The organism is Pseudomonas sp. MH9.3, from assembly GCF_034354675.1.
Lineage (GTDB): Bacteria > Pseudomonadota > Gammaproteobacteria > Pseudomonadales > Pseudomonadaceae > Aquipseudomonas.
On record NZ_CP133785.1, the window covers coordinates 4,103,740 to 4,120,420 of the forward strand.

General features: G+C 60.2%; 15 protein-coding genes. 6 read left to right on the forward strand and 9 right to left on the reverse strand.

Going from position 1 to position 16,681, the window contains the following annotated elements; all coding sequences use genetic code 11:
- The 3 genes from RHM60_RS18235 to gpmI form a co-directional block, all read right to left on the reverse strand.
- Positions 1–1,329: a S41 family peptidase gene (locus RHM60_RS18235; RefSeq protein WP_231422701.1), complete on the reverse strand. Its 1,329-nt coding sequence runs from the start codon at positions 1,327–1,329 to the stop codon at positions 1–3.
- A gap of 30 nt (positions 1,330–1,359) precedes the next feature.
- Entirely contained in the window at positions 1,360–2,655 is a 1,296-nt protein-coding gene (locus RHM60_RS18240) for a murein hydrolase activator EnvC family protein (protein ID WP_209987446.1), read from the reverse strand.
- Positions 2,656–2,851: 196 nt separating this feature from the next.
- On the reverse strand, positions 2,852–4,378 hold the full coding sequence (gene gpmI, locus RHM60_RS18245) for a 2,3-bisphosphoglycerate-independent phosphoglycerate mutase (protein ID WP_322212414.1): 1,527 nt from the start codon (positions 4,376–4,378) through the stop codon (positions 2,852–2,854).
- Positions 4,379–4,529: 151 nt separating this feature from the next.
- Here gpmI and RHM60_RS18250 point away from each other — a divergent pair, with 151 nt between their 5' ends.
- Genes RHM60_RS18250 through secB form a run of 3 tightly spaced genes read left to right on the forward strand, consistent with a single transcriptional unit; the run spans position 4,530 to position 5,714 of the window.
- Positions 4,530–4,943 (forward strand): rhodanese-like domain-containing protein, encoded by a 414-nt coding sequence (locus tag RHM60_RS18250; protein WP_003237494.1) that lies wholly within the window; start codon positions 4,530–4,532, stop codon positions 4,941–4,943.
- Position 4,944: 1 nt separating this feature from the next.
- Complete coding sequence (gene grxC / locus RHM60_RS18255) at positions 4,945–5,196, forward strand: glutaredoxin 3 (protein ID WP_322212415.1); 252 nt, start codon at positions 4,945–4,947, stop codon at positions 5,194–5,196.
- A gap of 38 nt (positions 5,197–5,234) precedes the next feature.
- Positions 5,235–5,714, forward strand: coding sequence for a protein-export chaperone SecB (gene secB, locus RHM60_RS18260; RefSeq protein WP_057008561.1), 480 nt, complete (start codon positions 5,235–5,237; stop codon positions 5,712–5,714).
- 118 nt (positions 5,715–5,832) lie between these two features.
- On the opposite strand, the gene RHM60_RS18265 is transcribed toward secB, so the two are convergent.
- On the reverse strand, positions 5,833–6,288 hold the full coding sequence (locus tag RHM60_RS18265; protein WP_209987451.1) for a tRNA (cytidine(34)-2'-O)-methyltransferase: 456 nt from the start codon (positions 6,286–6,288) through the stop codon (positions 5,833–5,835).
- Between RHM60_RS18265 and RHM60_RS18270 the strand changes: the two genes are divergently transcribed.
- Positions 6,287–6,727 carry a hypothetical protein gene (locus RHM60_RS18270; RefSeq protein WP_322212416.1) on the forward strand — a complete coding sequence of 147 codons (441 nt, stop codon included), beginning with the start codon at positions 6,287–6,289 and terminating at the stop codon, positions 6,725–6,727. The two genes, RHM60_RS18265 and RHM60_RS18270, sit on opposite strands and share 2 nt — an antisense overlap.
- A 385-nt stretch (positions 6,728–7,112) precedes the next feature.
- On the opposite strand, the gene ntrC is transcribed toward RHM60_RS18270, so the two are convergent.
- The 4 genes from ntrC to glnA form a co-directional block, all read right to left on the reverse strand.
- A complete protein-coding gene (ntrC, locus tag RHM60_RS18275) occupies positions 7,113–8,549 on the reverse strand; it encodes a nitrogen regulation protein NR(I) (protein WP_057008558.1) in 1,437 nt (478 codons plus the stop codon).
- Positions 8,546–9,631 (reverse strand): nitrogen regulation protein NR(II), encoded by a 1,086-nt coding sequence (gene glnL / locus RHM60_RS18280; RefSeq protein ID WP_003237475.1) that lies wholly within the window; start codon positions 9,629–9,631, stop codon positions 8,546–8,548. Before glnL ends, ntrC begins: the two co-directional genes overlap by 4 nt.
- Before the next feature lie 321 nt (positions 9,632–9,952).
- The gene (locus RHM60_RS18285) at positions 9,953–10,462 is read right to left on the reverse strand and encodes a chorismate mutase (protein WP_416195185.1); all 510 of its coding nucleotides are present in this window, start codon (positions 10,460–10,462) and stop codon (positions 9,953–9,955) included.
- Between the two features lie 205 nt (positions 10,463–10,667).
- Complete coding sequence (gene glnA / locus RHM60_RS18290; RefSeq protein ID WP_057008556.1) at positions 10,668–12,074, reverse strand: type I glutamate--ammonia ligase; 1,407 nt, start codon at positions 12,072–12,074, stop codon at positions 10,668–10,670.
- Positions 12,075–12,408: 334 nt separating this feature from the next.
- Between glnA and thiI the strand changes: the two genes are divergently transcribed.
- Both thiI and typA read left to right on the forward strand, forming a co-directional pair.
- A complete protein-coding gene (gene thiI, locus RHM60_RS18295) occupies positions 12,409–13,863 on the forward strand; it encodes a tRNA uracil 4-sulfurtransferase ThiI (protein WP_209987462.1) in 1,455 nt (484 codons plus the stop codon).
- 139 nt (positions 13,864–14,002) lie between these two features.
- A complete protein-coding gene (typA, locus tag RHM60_RS18300; protein ID WP_057008554.1) occupies positions 14,003–15,823 on the forward strand; it encodes a translational GTPase TypA in 1,821 nt (606 codons plus the stop codon).
- Positions 15,824–16,014: 191 nt separating this feature from the next.
- Here typA and RHM60_RS18305 read toward each other — a convergent pair whose 3' ends face one another.
- The gene (locus RHM60_RS18305) at positions 16,015–16,449 is read right to left on the reverse strand and encodes a YkgJ family cysteine cluster protein (protein ID WP_024072902.1); all 435 of its coding nucleotides are present in this window, start codon (positions 16,447–16,449) and stop codon (positions 16,015–16,017) included.
- Positions 16,450–16,681 lie beyond the last annotated feature (232 nt).

The following is a 16,681-nucleotide window of genomic DNA, read 5'->3' on the forward strand; positions in this document are numbered from 1 at the left end:
TCAACGGTTGCGCGTGATGCTCAGGCCCTTGAGCAGGCTCAACGCCTGGGCCAACTGGTAGTCGTCGTCCTGTGGCATCGGCTTGGCTTTGGCGCCGCTGCCGGTAGGCTGGTCGGCGCCGCCGTTGCCATTGCCCAGGTGACCTTGCAGGTCGGCCTCCTTGTAATACTCGCTGTCGATCTCGTTGGTGATCTTGGCCTTGCGCACCTCAATGTCCGGCACGATGCCCTGGGCCTGGATCGAGCGCCCGTTCGGCGTGTAGTACAGCGCAGTGGTGATTTTCAGGGCGCGCTCGTTGTTCAGCGGCAACACGGTTTGCACCGAGCCCTTGCCGAAGCTGGTGGTGCCCATCAGCACGCCGCGCTTCTGGTCCTGCAGGGCACCGGCGACGATTTCCGAGGCCGAGGCGCTGCCGCCGTTGATCAGCACGGCCAGTGGCACGTTTTCGCTGAGGTCGTTACCGGTGGCCGAGAAACGCAGCTCGGAATTGGCGATGCGGCCCTTGGTGTAGACGATCAGGCCCTTGGTGATGAAGTGGTCGACCACTTCCACCGCCGATTGCAGCACGCCGCCCGGGTTGTTACGCAGGTCGAGCACGATGCCGTTGAGTTTCTTGCCGTTGTCCTTGCGCAGCTTGGCCAGGGCCTTGGCCACTTCGTCGCCGGTCTTGACCTGGAACTGAGTGATGCGGATGTAGCCGTAACCCGACTCCAGCAATTGGCTCTTCACGCTCTTGACCGTGATGGTCGCGCGGGCCAGGGTCACGTCAAACGGGTTGCCGCCGTCGCGCACCAGGGTCAGGGTGATTTTCTGGCCGAGCTTGCCGCGCATCTTGTCGACGGCTTCGGTCATGGTCTGGCCGCGGGTGGGCTGGCCGTTGATCTTGACGATCAAGTCGCCGGCCTGGATGCCGGCCTTGGACGCCGGGGTGTCGTCGATTGGCGAGACCACTTTGATCTGGCCGTCTTCAGCGCCCACCTCAATGCCCAGGCCACCGAACTCACCGCTGGTGCTTTCCTGCAGCTCGGCGAAATCTTCCGGGCCAAGGTACGCAGAGTGCGGGTCGAGGTTGCTGAGCATGCCCTTGATGGCATTTTCCAGCAGGGTCTTGTCGTCTACCGGTTCGACATAGGCTGCCTTGATGCGGTCCATGACCTCGGCAAAGGTGCGCAGCTCGTCCAGCGGCAACGGCGCCTTGGTGGTCGCGGCAGAGGTCGCGGCTGTGGCGGCGGGTGCGGCCGCAGCGGCCTGATCGGCGAAAGCCAGCGGCGCGCCGGTCACCAGGGCGATCGTCAGGGCCAGCGAAGTGAGGCGGGACAAATGCAGCATGTCGAACGAACTCCTAATGTAGGTACGGCCCTATCCTTGGGAACGGCACCATTGTGCAGGGTCGCTCGGGCGGCCCTGCTGACGAATAGCGAAGTACAGCGCCGGGGTGTCCTGGCCACCACTGTTACCCACAGTGGAGATGGATTCACCGGCTTTTACAACATCACCTGCCGACTTGAGTAATGTCTGATTGTGGCCGTAAAGGCTCAAATAGCCATTGCCGTGGTCAAGAATCACCAGCAGGCCAGCGCCGCGCAGCCAATCGGCGAACACCACGCGCCCACCGTGAACGGCGTGGACCTGGCTGCCGGCAGCGGCGCTGATCATCACGCCATCCCACTTGGCGCGGGTGTCATCGCCACGGGTTTCACCAAAGCGTGCCAGTAATCGACCATCAACCGGCCATGGAAGTTTGCCGCGTGCTGAAGCAAAAGGGCCGCCGAACGACTCGCCGGTGCTGGAAACCAGCGGGCCGGGCGCTGCACGCGCCGGTTTACGCGGCGCTGGCGCGTCGGTGGTGGCCGCCTGTTCGGCCTCACGCTGGCGCTTTTTTTCGGCTTCCTGCTGGGCGATCAGCGCTTTTTGCCGCGCCTCTTCAGCCTCGCGAGCCTGGCGGGCCAGGGTTTCCTCGATGGTTTTGAGCACCTTGGCCAGGTCGGCCTGGTCCTGCACGCGGGCCTGCAACTTGGCGTCGCGGGCCTTGACGTCGTCGTTGAGCTTGGCAAGGGCCAGCTGGCGTTCCTTGCGTACCTTGTCGAGCTGGTCACGCTGGGTATCGAGGACGGTTTTCTGGTCGAGCAGCTGCGATTGCTGGTCGGCGATTTCCTGTTCGACATTGGCCAACTGGCGCAGGGTTTCGTTGAACCCTTTCAATTGCTCCAGCCGCGCTTTGCTCAGGTAATCGTAATAGGTCAGGGTGCGTGCGAATTTCTCGGGGTTCTGCTGATTGAGCAGCAGCTTGAGGTATTCCTGGCGGCCGCTCTGGTAAGCGGCGCGGGCCTGGATCGCAATCAGGCGTTGCTGTTCAACGCGTGCACTCTGGAGTTTTTTTTTCTCAGCGTCGAGTCGCTCCAGTTCCGACTCGCTCTTCTTTAGTTCTTTTTGCAGCTCCTGGACTTGCTTCTCCAGCTTGCCCATCTCGGTTTCCGTACCGCGCAGGTCTTTCTGCACCCCGGATTTTTCTTCCTGGAGTTTGCCGAGCAGTTTTTTCAGCTCGGTAATGTCCTGACGCGTAGCGTCCAACTGTTGTTGGGTTTGTGCGCGCTCATCGGCAAACGCCGGTTGGAGCAGGCAGACAAGAGCAAGGGTAATCAAGGCGCGAAGCATAGAGGCGGGCGACACCAGGGAAATGGACGGCCTAGTATGCCCGCCAAGCGCGGCAAAAAAAACGCCCAATTGGGACTCGCGAGCAAGTTATGCGCCGAGTGGCGCGAGTGTGGCGAAAAGATATCGACTAAACACTGGAAGTACAGGTGGGAGGGAGCAAGCCCCCTCCCACACTGTCCTTTGGTGTTTTATAGACTTAAACCAGGATCGAGGTCCCGGTCATCTCTTTGGGCTTCTCCATCCCCATCAGCATCAGCATGGTCGGCGCCACATCTGCCAGTACGCCGCCGTGACGCACCTTGAAATCGCGCTTGCCCACATAGATGAACGGTACCGGCTCGGTGGTGTGGGCGGTGTGGGCTTGACCGGTGGATTCGTCGGACATCTGCTCGCAATTGCCGTGGTCGGCGGTGATCAGGGCTTCGCCGCCGACCTTTTCCAGCGCATCCACAATGCGACCCACGCACAGGTCCAGGCATTCCACGGCCTTGGTCGCCGCTTGCAGGTTGCCGCTGTGGCCGACCATGTCGCCGTTGGCGTAGTTGACCACGATCACGTCATAACGCTGGTGCTCGATGGCATCGACGATTTTGTCGGTCACCTCAGGCGCGCTCATTTCCGGCTGCAGGTCGTAGGTGGCCACTTTTGGCGATGGGATCAGGATGCGTTCTTCGCCCGGGAATGGTTCTTCACGCCCACCGGAGAAAAAGAAAGTTACGTGGGCGTACTTCTCGGTCTCGGCGATGCGCAGCTGGGTCTTGCCATTTTTGGCCAGGTAATCGCCCAGCACGTTGTCCAGGCTGCTCGCGGCAAAGGCGGCGGGGGCCGGGATGCTGGCGGCGTATTGGGTCAGGCCCACGTACTGGACTTTGGGCTGGCGCGCGCGCTCGAACTCCTTGAAGCCATCTTCGACGAACACGCGGCTCAGCTCGCGGGCGCGGTCGGCGCGGAAGTTCATGAATACCACAGCGTCGCCGTCTTCGACCTTCACCGGCTCGCCGATGGTGGTGGCCTTGACGAACTCGTCGCTCTCGCCACGCGCATAGGCCGCTTCAAGACCTTGCTGGGCGGTGGCGGCATTGAATTCGGCCTGGCCGTCGACGATCAGGTTGTAGGCCTGGGCGACGCGGTCCCAGCGGTTGTCGCGGTCCATGGCGAAGTAGCGCCCGACCAGGCTGGCAATGCGGCCCTTGCCCAGGGCGGCGAAGGTGGCGTCCAGCAGTTCGATGGACGATTGCGCGCTTTTTGGCGGAGTGTCGCGGCCATCGAGGAAGGCGTGCAGGTAGATCTTCTCGGCGCCGCGCTTGAAGGCAAGCTCGGCCATGGCGACCAGGTGGTCCTGATGGCTGTGTACGCCGCCGTCGGACAGCAGGCCCATGAAGTGCACGGCCTTGCCGGCGGCCACTGCTTTATCGACCGCTGCGCAGATGGTCGGGTTCTCGAAGAACTCGCCGTCGCGGATCGCTTTGGTGACGCGCGTGAAGTCCTGGTATACCACTCGTCCGGCGCCGAGGTTCATGTGGCCCACTTCCGAGTTGCCCATCTGGCCGTCCGGCAGGCCCACGTCCATGCCCGATCCGGAGATCAGGCCGTTGGGCACGGTGGCGGTCAGGCGGTCCAGCACCGGCTTGCGCGCCGCGTATACCGCGTTGTCGTGGTGGCTTTCACTGTGTCCGAAGCCATCGAGAATTATCAGGACCAAAGGTTTAGGCGTGGTAGTCATAGATCCTCTCGCGGCGGTAATAAAGGAAGGCGTTTGAAAAGTGAGTGGCAGTTTAAAGCGAAGTTCAGACTGAGTCACCGCTTTACAGGGGTTGGCCCCCCCTGACGGCTGTGTATACTTACCGCCATTTTAACGCCCTGGAACCTCCTTGATGGTTGATCACCTGATTGCATTTGCCACTGCCCACTATCTGCTCGTGGGTGCTTTCGTCATCCTGCTGGCGCTGCTGATCGCTCACGAGATGAGCCGTGGTGGCCGCAGCCTGAGCACGTCGGAGCTGACCTCGCTGGTCAACAAGGACGAGGCCGTCGTGGTGGACATTCGCCCGGCCAAGGATTTCGCCGCCGGCCACATCGTCGGTGCCCTGAACATTCCTCAGGACAAGCTGATCGCGCGCCTGCCCGAGCTGGAAAAGCACAAGGCCAAGACCATCATTCTGGTCGATGCCCAGGGCCAGCACGCCGGCACCCACGCTCGCGAAATGCTCAAGCTTGGTTTCACCGCCGCCAAGCTGTCTGGCGGTATCGGCAGCTGGAAGGCCGATAACCTGCCGCTGGTGAAGTGATATGAGCCAGGTTGTCGTGTATTCCAGCGATTGGTGCCCTTACTGCATACGGGCCAAGGCCTTGCTGGAGAAGAAGGGCGTTGCCTTCGAAGAGATCAAGGTCGACGGCAAACCCCAGGTGCGCGCCGAAATGGCCCAGAAGGCGGGGCGCACGTCCGTGCCGCAGATATGGATCGGCGCCAAGCACATCGGTGGTTGCGACGACCTGTTTGCCCTTGAGCGCGGCGGCAAGCTCGATGCGCTGCTCGCCTGACTCCCAACCCTAACAGCCCCCAAGATCAAGGACCTGCGATGACTGACCAACAGAACACCGAAGCAGCAGAAGCCCAAGGCCCACAATTTTCGCTGCAGCGCATCTACGTGCGTGACCTGTCGTTCGAAGCGCCGAAAAGCCCGGCCATCTTCCGTCAGGAATGGACCCCAAGCGTTGCGCTGGACCTGAACACCCGTCAAAAGGCGCTGGAAGGTGACTTCCATGAAGTCGTGCTGACTCTGTCGGTTACCGTCAAGAACGGTGAAGAAGTGGCCTTCATCGCCGAAGTGCAACAGGCCGGTATCTTCCTGATCCAGGGCCTGGACGAAGCGTCCATGAGCCACACCCTGGGCGCGTTCTGCCCGAACATCCTGTTCCCGTATGCCCGTGAGACCCTGGACAGCCTGGTTACCCGTGGCTCGTTCCCGGCGCTGATGCTGGCTCCGGTGAACTTCGATGCGCTGTACGCGCAAGAGCTGCAGCGCATGCAACAGGAAGGCACGTCGACCGTTCAATAAGTCGATGCCGTAAAAATGTGGGAGGGGGCTTGCCTCCGATTGCAGTGGGTCAGCTACAGATAAGCTGGCTGATCCACCGCTATCGGGGGCAAGCCCCCTCCCACATTTGTTATGTGTGTTATTTGAAACCGAGTTGGCGCCAGCCTTCGTACACGGCGACGGCTACGGTGTTGGACAGGTTCAGGCTGCGGCAGCCCTCGCGCATCGGCAGGCGCAGGCGATGACCCTCGGGCAGCGCGTCGAGCACCTCGGCCGGCAGGCCACGGCTTTCCGGGCCGAACAGGAACGCGTCGCCGTCGGCAAAACTGGCATCATGGAAGGGCCGCGAACCCTTGGTGGTGAACGCGAACAGCCGGGGGTGGCCCAGGCTTTCCAGGCAACTGGCAAGGTCGGCATGGCGCTTGAGCGTGGCGTACTCGTGGTAGTCCAGCCCGGCGCGGCGCAGGCGCTTGTCGTCCATGTCGAAGCCCAGAGGCTCGATCAAATGCAGGTGGCAGCCACTGTTGGCGCACAGCCTGATAACGTTGCCGGTATTCGGCGGAATTTCTGGTTGAAAAAGGATGACGTGAAACATGCACGGCTCCGAAGGCAAAGATGCGCTGCATTCTACCCCTGAAGACGATCCGAGGCCGAAGCTATTGCCGCGTGTGATGGGCTCTTTGGCCATTGTCGGCTTGATGGTGGGGTTGATGATTGGTCGCCTGACCATTCCGGACCCGGTGGAGCTGCTGCGGGTGGAGACTGTCGCTGACGGCGTCGTGGTGTGGTTCAACCGCGAACCCAAGCTGCATGGCGAACACATCGACGGCACTGTGGCACTGCTGTTCGGCGCGCAGGGCAAGTCTGCCGGAGGGCAATTGCAGGTCAATGAAAGTCTGGTGAACTGGCGCGTGCGCAAGACCGATGGTGGCCTGCTGCTGAACCTGGTGTCAGCTCGGCCGCTGCGCGGGGAGTGGAAGGGCGAGTCGTTCGACGACCGCTGGCGGTTGGAGGTCCATCTCCAGGAGCAATAAAAGAGGGAGTTCCCGGCCTGCCTGTACCAGGGCTCCCAAAACGGGGTGAAGCCAGAGGCTTCGGTGTTAAAGAGGGGATTCTCGGCCTGCCTGTACCAAGGTCCCCGAAACTGGGTTGTACAAGGGTTATTGCAGGGCGCGTGCCAGAGTTTGCATGGTTTGCTAAAAACGTTTGCCATAAAGCGCAAAGCCCCGGAATACGGGGCTTTGGTGTTTTCAGCTTTAAACTTTTTTTCAATGGGTCTGGTTTTTGGGCGCGGTGTTCATGCCCGATGCCGGTTCATGGTGCATTGAAGCGGTGCACGTTCCGAATGTGTATGCAGATCCAAATGTGGGAGGGAGCAAGCCCCTCCCACATTTGAACGGTGATGGATGCTGACAAGTATCAGGCGTCATCGCCCTCGTCGTCGTCCCCGCCATCCACCTTCATCCCCAGCTCCTTGATCTTGCGCGTCAGGGTATTGCGTCCCCAACCCAGCAACACCGCCGCGTCGCGACGACGCCCGGCCGTATGCTTGAGCGCGGTTTCGATCATGATCCGCTCGAACGCCGGCACCGCACTGTCCAACAGGTTCGACTGGCCGCGTGCCAGCGCCTGGTCGGCCCATTGGCGCAGGGCCTGTTCCCAGTTGGTCACCGGGGCTGAATCCTGCGGCAGGCTCAGCAATTCCGGCGGCAGGTCGCTGATATGCACTTCGCGCCCGGACGCCATCACCGTGATCCAGCGGCAGGTGTTTTCCAGCTGGCGCACGTTGCCCGGCCACGGCAGGTTCTTGAGGTATTCCTCGGTCTCGGTTTTCAGCAACTTCGGCTCAACCGCCAGCTCAAGGGCAGCGCGGCTGAGGAAGTGGCGCGCGAGGGTGGGGATGTCTTCGCGACGGTCCGACATGCGCGGAATATGGATGCGGATCACATTGAGGCGGTGGAACAAGTCCTCACGGAATTTGCCCGCATGCACCAGGGTTTCCAGGTTCTGGTGGGTCGCAGCGATGATGCGCACATCTACCTTGACCGGCGTGTGTCCGCCAACCCGGTAGAACTCGCCGTCCGCCAGTACGCGCAGCAGGCGGGTCTGGGTATCGGCCGGCATGTCGCCGATTTCATCGAGGAACAGCGTACCGCCGTCAGCCTGTTCGAAGCGTCCGCGACGCAAGTTGGCCGCGCCGGTGAACGCGCCCTTCTCGTGGCCGAACAGTTCGGATTCCATCAGGTCCTTGGGGATGGCGGCCATGTTCAATGCAATGAACGGCGACGCTGCCCGAGGGCTGTGACGGTGCAGGGCGTGGGCCACCAGTTCCTTGCCGGTGCCCGACTCGCCGTTGATCAGCACGGTGATGTTGGAATGGCTCAAGCGGCCGATGGCGCGAAACACTTCCTGCATCGCTGGCGCTTCGCCGATGATTTCCGGGGTGCGGGTCAGGGCCGGTGGCGCTTCCTGATTCTGCTGTTCCTGGGCGTGCTGGTTGGCGCGTTTGACCAGCGCCACCGCCTCGTCCACGTCGAACGGCTTGGGCAGGTATTCAAAAGCCCCGCCCTGATAGGAGGCGACAGCGCTGTCCAGGTCCGAATGCGCGGTCATGATGATCACCGGCAGGCGCGGGTGCTGCTCACGAATCCGCGCCAGCAGGTCCAGGCCACTGGCGCCGGGCATGCGGATGTCGGAGATGATCACGTCGGGCTGCTGACGCGCCAGGCGGCTCATGACGCCGTCGGCGCTGTCGAAGCTCTGGGTGGTCATGCCTTCCTGTTGCAGGGCTTTCTCCAGGACCCAGCGGATAGAACGGTCGTCATCGACGATCCAGACAGTTTCACTACGGCTCATGTCGATGGGGCTCCTTGTTCCAGTGGCAGAAAGATCGAGAACGTGGTGTGGCCGGGATGGCTCTCACATTCGATCAGGCCCTGATGCTGGCTGATGATGTTCTGGGTAATGGCCAGGCCCAGTCCGGTACCGTCCGGACGGCCGCTGACCATGGGAAAGAAAATGGTGTCCTGCAGGTCCGCAGGAATGCCCGGGCCGTTGTCGATGATCTCGACCTTGGTGACCAGGCGATGGCGTATGTGGCCAATGGTGAACTGGCGCAACGCGCGGGTGCGCAGGCTGATGCGGCCCAGGCGCAACTCGTTCTGGCTGCTGATGGCCTGCATGGCATTGCGCACGATATTGAGTACCGCCTGGATCATCTGTTCGCGGTCGATCAATACGTCGGGAATGCTCGGGTCGTAGTCGCGCACCAGCGTGATGCAGCCCTGGCTTTCGGCCTCGACCAGTTGGCAGACGCGTTCGAGCACTTCGTGCACGTTGGTCATCGCCAGGGACGGCAGCTTGTTGGAACCGAGCATGCGGTCCACCAGATTGCGCAGGCGGTCGGCCTCTTCAATGATGACGTTGGTGTAGTCCTTGAGATGCTCCTCGGGCAGCTCGCGCGCGAGCAACTGCGCTGCGCCGCGAATACCGCCGAGGGGGTTCTTGATCTCATGGGCCAGGCCGCGCACCAGCATCTTGCTGGTTTCCTGCTTGGACAGCTGGGCTTCTTCCTTGGTGATGCGCAGCAAGCGATCACGCGGGTGCACTTCCAGCAGCAGCAGAGTGGCGCCGTTGCTCAGGATGGGGGTTACGGCGTAGTCGACGGTCAGCGTCTGGCCGGTGAGGGCGGTGAGCATCGCTTCGCGCTTGGTAAACGGGTGTGCCTGCTCGACCGCCTGGCGCAACGAGCTCAGGGCTTCGGCGGACTCGGTGAACAATTCGCTGATGAACTGCCCATGGCTGCGCTGGCCGCTGATGGCCAGGAGCATCTCCGCCGCGGGGTTCATGTACTCAAGGCGCAAGTCGGCATTGAGCAGGATGGTCGCGGTGGTCAGGTTGTCGAGTAACAAACGGTGCAGTGCATCGCTGATGGTCATCAGGACCTCTTTTGGAGCAAGGCGCAGGCTTGAGGCACACGCTGATACAAGGAAAATGCAAAAACCAAACCAAGGCTCCGAAAAGAAGCGCGCAGGCCCTGAAATAGGGGGTTCAGGCGCGAAACTGTGGCGTTCTGCCAGCTTGAGCGGGAAGTTTCGAACCAAAATGGGATCGGCGAATGGGTAGGGTGCAGACTGTCGCACTAATATAGTGCGATTTTGTGAAGGTTGTTCAGGAAGGTGTCAGAGAGGGTCCTGAATGCATACAGGCCAATGTGGGAGGGGCAAGCCCCCTCCCACATTTTTAATCGGGTTACAGGCCTAGCCTTTGTAGATGCACAACTCGGCCGTGGCGCGGATCATCGCCAACTGGCGCAGCGGGTCGTTGAGCGGTTCATGCACGGCTTCGGCCAGCCATTGCGGGCACTGCGGATCCGTGCGCTGAGGGGTGAAATCAGCCAGTTGCTTGAGCAGGCTCTTTTGCAGCTCATCCAATTGCGGGCGGATTTGCTTGACCAGGTCAGGGCGCGGATCGTCGGGCGCCTTGCCCTGGAACTGCCAGTCGGACAAGTGGGTGTACTGCACCAGTTTGTTCGCTTCGATCTGTGCCGAGAAGAACTGCTCGGCGGCGGCAGGGTCGAGCTTGTAGCTCGGTGCCTGGGCGACAACGCTGGCGATCACTTCCTGCTCGCGCTTCCTGTCTTCCACAGGCTTGTGGCTGTCCCACTTGCTCAGGGCCACCTGGTCGGCGATCTCCAGACGCTCGGCGATGCTGTTGAGCAGCGGCTCAAGGGTGGGCGGCGCGGCACTGGCGGTGGCGCTGGCAAACATCAAGGCAAACAAAAAACGTACTTTCAAAGGTGATCTCCTTGTGGGAGGGGGCCTGCTCCCGATGGCGGTGGGTCAGGTTATACAGGTATTGCCTGACACTCTGCCATCGGGGTATGCCCCGTCCCGCATTCTTCATGCTCAGGCAAAAAAAAGACCTCCGAAGGAGGTCTTTTTTCATCACGCCGCCTTAGGCGGCGCTACCGGATCAGCAGCTGTAGTACAGCTCGTATTCCAGTGGGTGTACGAAGGTGCGCACCTTGATTTCTTCAGCGCTCTTGAGCTCGATGTAGGCATCGATGAAGTCGTCGCTGAACACGCCGCCTTTGGTCAGGAACGAACGGCCCTTGTCCAGCTCTTCCAGGGCCTCTTTCAGGCTGCCGCACACTTGCGGGATTTCCTTGGCCTCTTCAGGCGGCAGGTCGTACAGGTTTTTGTCGGCGGCGTCGCCAGGGTGGATCTTGTTCTGGATGCCGTCCAGGCCAGCCATGACCAGCGCAGCGAAGGCCAGGTACGGGTTGGCTGCCGGATCCGGGAAACGTGCTTCGATACGGCGAGCGCGCGGGCTGGACACGTAAGGAATACGGATCGAGGCCGAACGGTTACGGGCCGAGTAGGCCAGCATCACCGGCGCTTCGAAACCTGGGACCAGACGCTTGTAGGAGTTGGTCGACGGGTTGGTGAAGCCGTTCAGGGCCTTGCCGTGCTTGATGATGCCGCCGATGAAGTACAGGGCGGTGTCGGACAGGCCGGCATAGCCTTCGCCAGCGAAGGTGTTCTTGCCATCTTTGGCGATGGACAGGTGAACGTGCATGCCCGAACCGTTATCGCCGTACAGAGGCTTTGGCATGAAGGTCGCGGTACGGCCGTAGGCAACGGCGGTGTTGTGTACGCAGTATTTCAGGGTCTGAACTTCGTCAGCCTTGGCTACCAGGGTGTTGAACTTCACACCGATTTCGTTCTGGCCGGCAGTGGCCACTTCGTGGTGATGCACTTCGATGACCAGGCCCATGTCTTCCATGGCGTTGCACATGGAGGTACGGATTTCGTGGTCGTGGTCGAACGGTGGCACCGGGAAGTAGCCGCCTTTGATGCCTGGACGGTGGCCATGGTTGCCGCCTTCCACGTCCTGGTCGGACATCCAGGAGCCTTGCTCGGAGTAGATTTTGAACATGGAGCCGGAGATGTCGGACTTGAACTTCACTTGGTCGAAGATGAAGAACTCTGGCTCCGGGCCCACGAATACGGTGTCACCGATACCGGTCGACTTCAGGTATTCCTCGGCACGCTTGGCGATCGCACGCGGGTCGCGGTCGTAGCCTTGCATGGTCGAAGGCTCGATCACGTCGCATACCAGGATCAGGGTAGGCTCTTCGGTGAACGGGTCGAGTACGGCAGTGCTGTCGTCCGGCATCAGGATCATGTCGGAAGCTTCGATGCCTTTCCAGCCAGCAATGGAGGAACCGTCGAACATTTTGCCTTCTTCGAAGAAAGCATCATCCAGCGCGTCGCGAGCCGGCATGGTCACGTGGTGCTGAGTGCCTTTTGTGTCCGTGAAGCGCAGATCAATCCATTTAACGTCATGATCTTTGATGAGTTGAACCGACTTCGACATGGTGTCCTCCGGGTGGCTTCGGGCTGGGGTAGTGGAGTTAGCCCTTAGAATGTGGGTGATGCCGGCGCGGATAGTCCGCCATGGCAACCTGCCTCACAAGAGAGCAAATTGCATGCCAGTGCGCCAACATGGGTTTTGTGCTCCAAATGCGACCCTATAAAGGTGCATAACGACAAATGGCAAAAAGATGCGCACTGCAATGTAGCGTTGCCCGATGAAAATGCACGCATTTAGTGCGCGTCAAGTGCAGTGCATATTAACTGGTTAAACCTTGAGCGATTTCCGCTATAATCCGCGCCCCCCTTTTTCAGCAGGCCCGGCACGCGCTGTTTCCATGAAATTAATCGTAAAAGTCTTCCCTGAAATCACCATCAAGAGCCGACCGGTACGGATGCGTTTCATCCGTCAGTTGGCCAAGAACATCCGTGCCGTGCTCCGCGATCTGGACCCGGCTGTGGTGGTCAACGGTGTGTGGGACAACCTCGAGCTGGAAACCCGCCTGACCGACGCCAAAGCCCTGAAGGACATGACCGAGCGCCTGAGCTGCATGCCGGGCATCGCGCATTTCCTGCAGGTGGACGAGTACCCGCTGGGCGACTTCGATGACATCACCGAGAAGTGCAAACTGCACTTTGGCGATGAGCTGGAAGGCAGGATTTTTTCGGTACGCTGCAAGCGCGCCGGCAAGCATCCGTTCAGCTCCATGGATGTGGAGAAATACGTCGGCAGCAAGCTGCGTCGCGAGTGCGGCGCGGCCGGAATCTCCCTCAAAGCGCCGCAAATTGAAGTGCGCATGGAGATTCGCGACCAACGGTTGTTTGTGATCCACAGCCAGCACAACAGCATCGGCGGCTACCCGCTGGGCGCCCTGGAACAGACCCTGGTGCTCATGTCCGGTGGTTTCGACTCCACGGTGGCGGCCTACCAGATCATGCGCCGCGGCCTGATGAGCCACTTCTGCTTCTTTAACCTGGGCGGGCGTGCACACGAATTGGGCGTGATGGAAGTCGCGCACTTTATCTGGAAGAAGTACGGCAGCTCCCAGCGCGTGCTGTTTGTGAGCGTGCCGTTTGAGGAAGTGCTGGGCGAAATTCTCGCTAAAGTCGATAACAGTCATATGGGCGTGGTTTTGAAGCGTATGATGTTGCGCGCTGCGTCCCGCATTGCCGATCAGTTGCAGATCGACGCGCTGGTGACCGGCGAAGCGATCTCCCAGGTGGCCAGCCAGACGCTGCCCAACCTGTCGCTGATCGACTGCGTGACCGAGAAGCTGGTGTTGCGCCCGCTGATCGCCAGCCACAAGCAGGACATCATCGACCTGGCCGAAGAAATCGGCACCGCCGATTTCGCCAAGCATATGCCGGAATACTGCGGGGTCATCTCGGTGAACCCCAAGACCCACGCCAAGCGCAACCGCGTGGAGTATGAAGAACAACAGTTTGATATGGCGGTTCTGGAGCGTGCGCTCGAGAACGCCAAACTGGTCCCGATCGATCGCGTGATCGACGAGTTGGGCCAGGATGTGCAGATCGAAGAAGTCAGCGAAGCCCTGGCCGGTCAGATCGTCGTCGATATCCGTCACCCGGATGCCGCCGAGGATGAGCCGCTGGAAATCGCCGGCATCGACGTACAAACGCTGCCGTTCTATGCATTGAACGCGCGTTTCAAGGAACTGGATAACAGCCGTCAGTACCTGCTGTATTGCGACAAAGGCGTGATGAGTCGCCTGCATGCCCACCATTTGCTCAGTGAGGGGCATGCCAATGTGCGCGTTTATCGACCGAGCTAAGAGCCCGGGGCTGTTTGCCTGTGGCCTGCGTCACCGGCCCCCCGACTCTGCCGTCAAGCTGTAACGGCAAGGCCTGACTCTACTGTTAATCGCTGCCACGACCTGTCAGCACACCGAATCCTCTGATCGAGATACACAAGTGATCGAAAATCTACGTAACATCGCCATCATTGCTCACGTTGACCACGGTAAAACCACCCTGGTAGACAAACTCCTGCGTCAATCCGGCACCCTGGAGCGCAACGAGCTCAACGACGAGCGCGTGATGGACTCCAACGACCAGGAAAAAGAGCGCGGTATTACCATCCTGGCGAAAAACACCGCAATCAACTGGAACGGCTACCACATCAACATCGTGGACACCCCGGGCCACGCCGACTTCGGCGGCGAAGTAGAACGCGTAATGTCGATGGTCGACTCCGTGCTGCTGCTGGTTGACGCTCAAGACGGCCCTATGCCGCAAACCCGTTTCGTGACCAAGAAGGCGTTCGAAGCCGGCCTGCGTCCGATCGTGTGCATCAACAAGGTTGACCGTCCAGGCGCGCGTCCGGACTGGGTTCTGGACCAGATCTTCGACCTGTTCGACAACCTGGGCGCCACCGAAGAACAGCTCGATTTCCAGGTGATCTACGCCTCGGCCCTGAACGGTATTGCTGGTCTTGACCACACCGACATGGCTGAAGACATGACCCCGCTGTACCAGTCGATCGTCGACAACGTACCGCCGCCGAAAGTTGACCGTGAAGGTCCGTTCCAGATGCAAATCTCGGCACTGGACTACAACAGCTTCCTGGGTGTTATCGGCGTTGGCCGTATTGCCCGTGGCAGCGTCAAGCCGAACACCCCGGTTGTGGCTATCGGCGCCGACGGCAAGAAGCGTAATGGTCGTATCCTGAAGCTGATGGGCCACCACGGTCTGCACCGCATCGACGTTGAAGAAGCATTTGCCGGCGACATCGTGTGCGTCAGCGGCATGGACTCGCTGTTCATCTCCGACACCCTGTGCCAGCCGGACACTGTCGAGGCGATGAAGCCTCTGACCGTTGACGAGCCAACCGTTTCGATGACCTTCCAGGTGAACGACTCGCCGTTCTGCGGCAAGGAAGGCAAGTTCGTGACCTCCCGTAACATCAAGGAGCGTCTGGACAAAGAGCTGCTGTACAACGTTGCACTGCGCGTTGAAGAAGGCGACTCGGCTGACAAGTTCAAAGTCTCCGGCCGTGGTGAGCTGCACCTCTCGGTACTGATCGAAACCATGCGTCGCGAAGGCTTCGAAATGGGTGTTGGTCGTCCGGAAGTGATCATCCGTCAGGTTGACGGCGTGAAGCAGGAACCGTTCGAAAACGTCACCATCGACACCCCTGAAGAATCCCAGGGCAAGGTCATGGAAGAGATGGGCCTGCGTAAGGGCGACCTGACCAACATGGTGCCGGATGGCAAGGGCCGTGTACGTCTGGAATACAACATCCCTGCTCGTGGTCTGATCGGTTTCCGTAACCAGTTCCTGACCCTGACCAACGGCGCTGGCATCCTGACCTCGATCTTCGATCGCTACGACACCATGAAGTCCGGCGACATGTCCGGTCGTCAGAACGGTGTTCTGGTATCGGTAGAAACCGGCAAGGCGCTGACCTACTCCCTGGAAACCCTCCAGGCGCGTGGCAAGCTGTTCGTTGAACACGGTCAAGAGATCTACAACGGTCAGATCGTTGGTCTGAACAGCCGTGACAACGACATGGGCGTCAACCCAACCAAAGGCAAGAAGCTCGACAACATGCGTGCTTCGGGCAAAGACGAAACCATCGCTCTGGTCCCACCTGTTCGCTTCACCCTGGAACAGGCCCTGGAATTCATCCAGGACGACGAGCTGTGCGAAGTGACGCCTAAGTCGATCCGCCTGCGTAAAAAGATCCTGGACGAAGGCGAGCGTACCCGCGCTGCCAAGAAATCCAAGAACTGAGTTAACTCAGGCTGAATAAAAACGCCCCCGGTCGAAAGGCCGGGGGCGTTTTTTTATGCCTGCAGTTTTGGTGGTGGCCGTACTGGCCTCATCGGGGGCAAGCCTCTTCCCGCCTTTGAATGTGTTCACAGATCAAAATGTGGGAGGGGCTTGCCCCCGATAGGGCCCTCAACAGCCCCACAAAACCCGAATCAGAACTTATCGAGGGTCTTGAACTTGGTCTCGCGCACCACTTCCTTCGGCTTGTACGCGCAGTACCCCGGCCGCGGGCCGATTTTCGGGTGGTTGCGGCAGGTATCCGGGCGCTTGTCATAAATAGTGCAGAAGCGCGTCTTACGATCCAGGTACAGGCAATCGTTGTTGCTCATGCGCTGCAGGGTAAAGATCTCGGATTTGTTGTTGTAGCGCTCCACGATGCCTTCCTTCTGCAACCGCTTGGCGATGTTCTTCGGCGGGTCACCGCGCTCGAATTCGTCGACGATGCCAATGCGGATCAGGTCCTTGATCTTCACCTCTACCGGCAGCGTGCAGCAGCTGGACACGCAGCCGCCGCACATGTGGGCGGAATATTTCTGCCAGGTTTCCAGACGGTCGAGTTCCGCGGCGGCGATCAGTTGAGGCTTCATCAAGGTTCCAGGGTGGGGCGGTAGCAGGGCGCGCGATCATACCGGGATTGGTGGTTTTTTGAACAATATTTTGCGGGTTTCAGCCAAAAGGCACGCCTGAGCCAAAAGCGGGCACGGCGCCTGCATCAAATTCACCAAACCGTTAATGAGTTAAAAAACTGACGAACCGCAGCCGCTACCGTCTGTCAGACGGTCTAGGCTCTAGCAACTCCTTCTATCTCGCCCGAGGTCG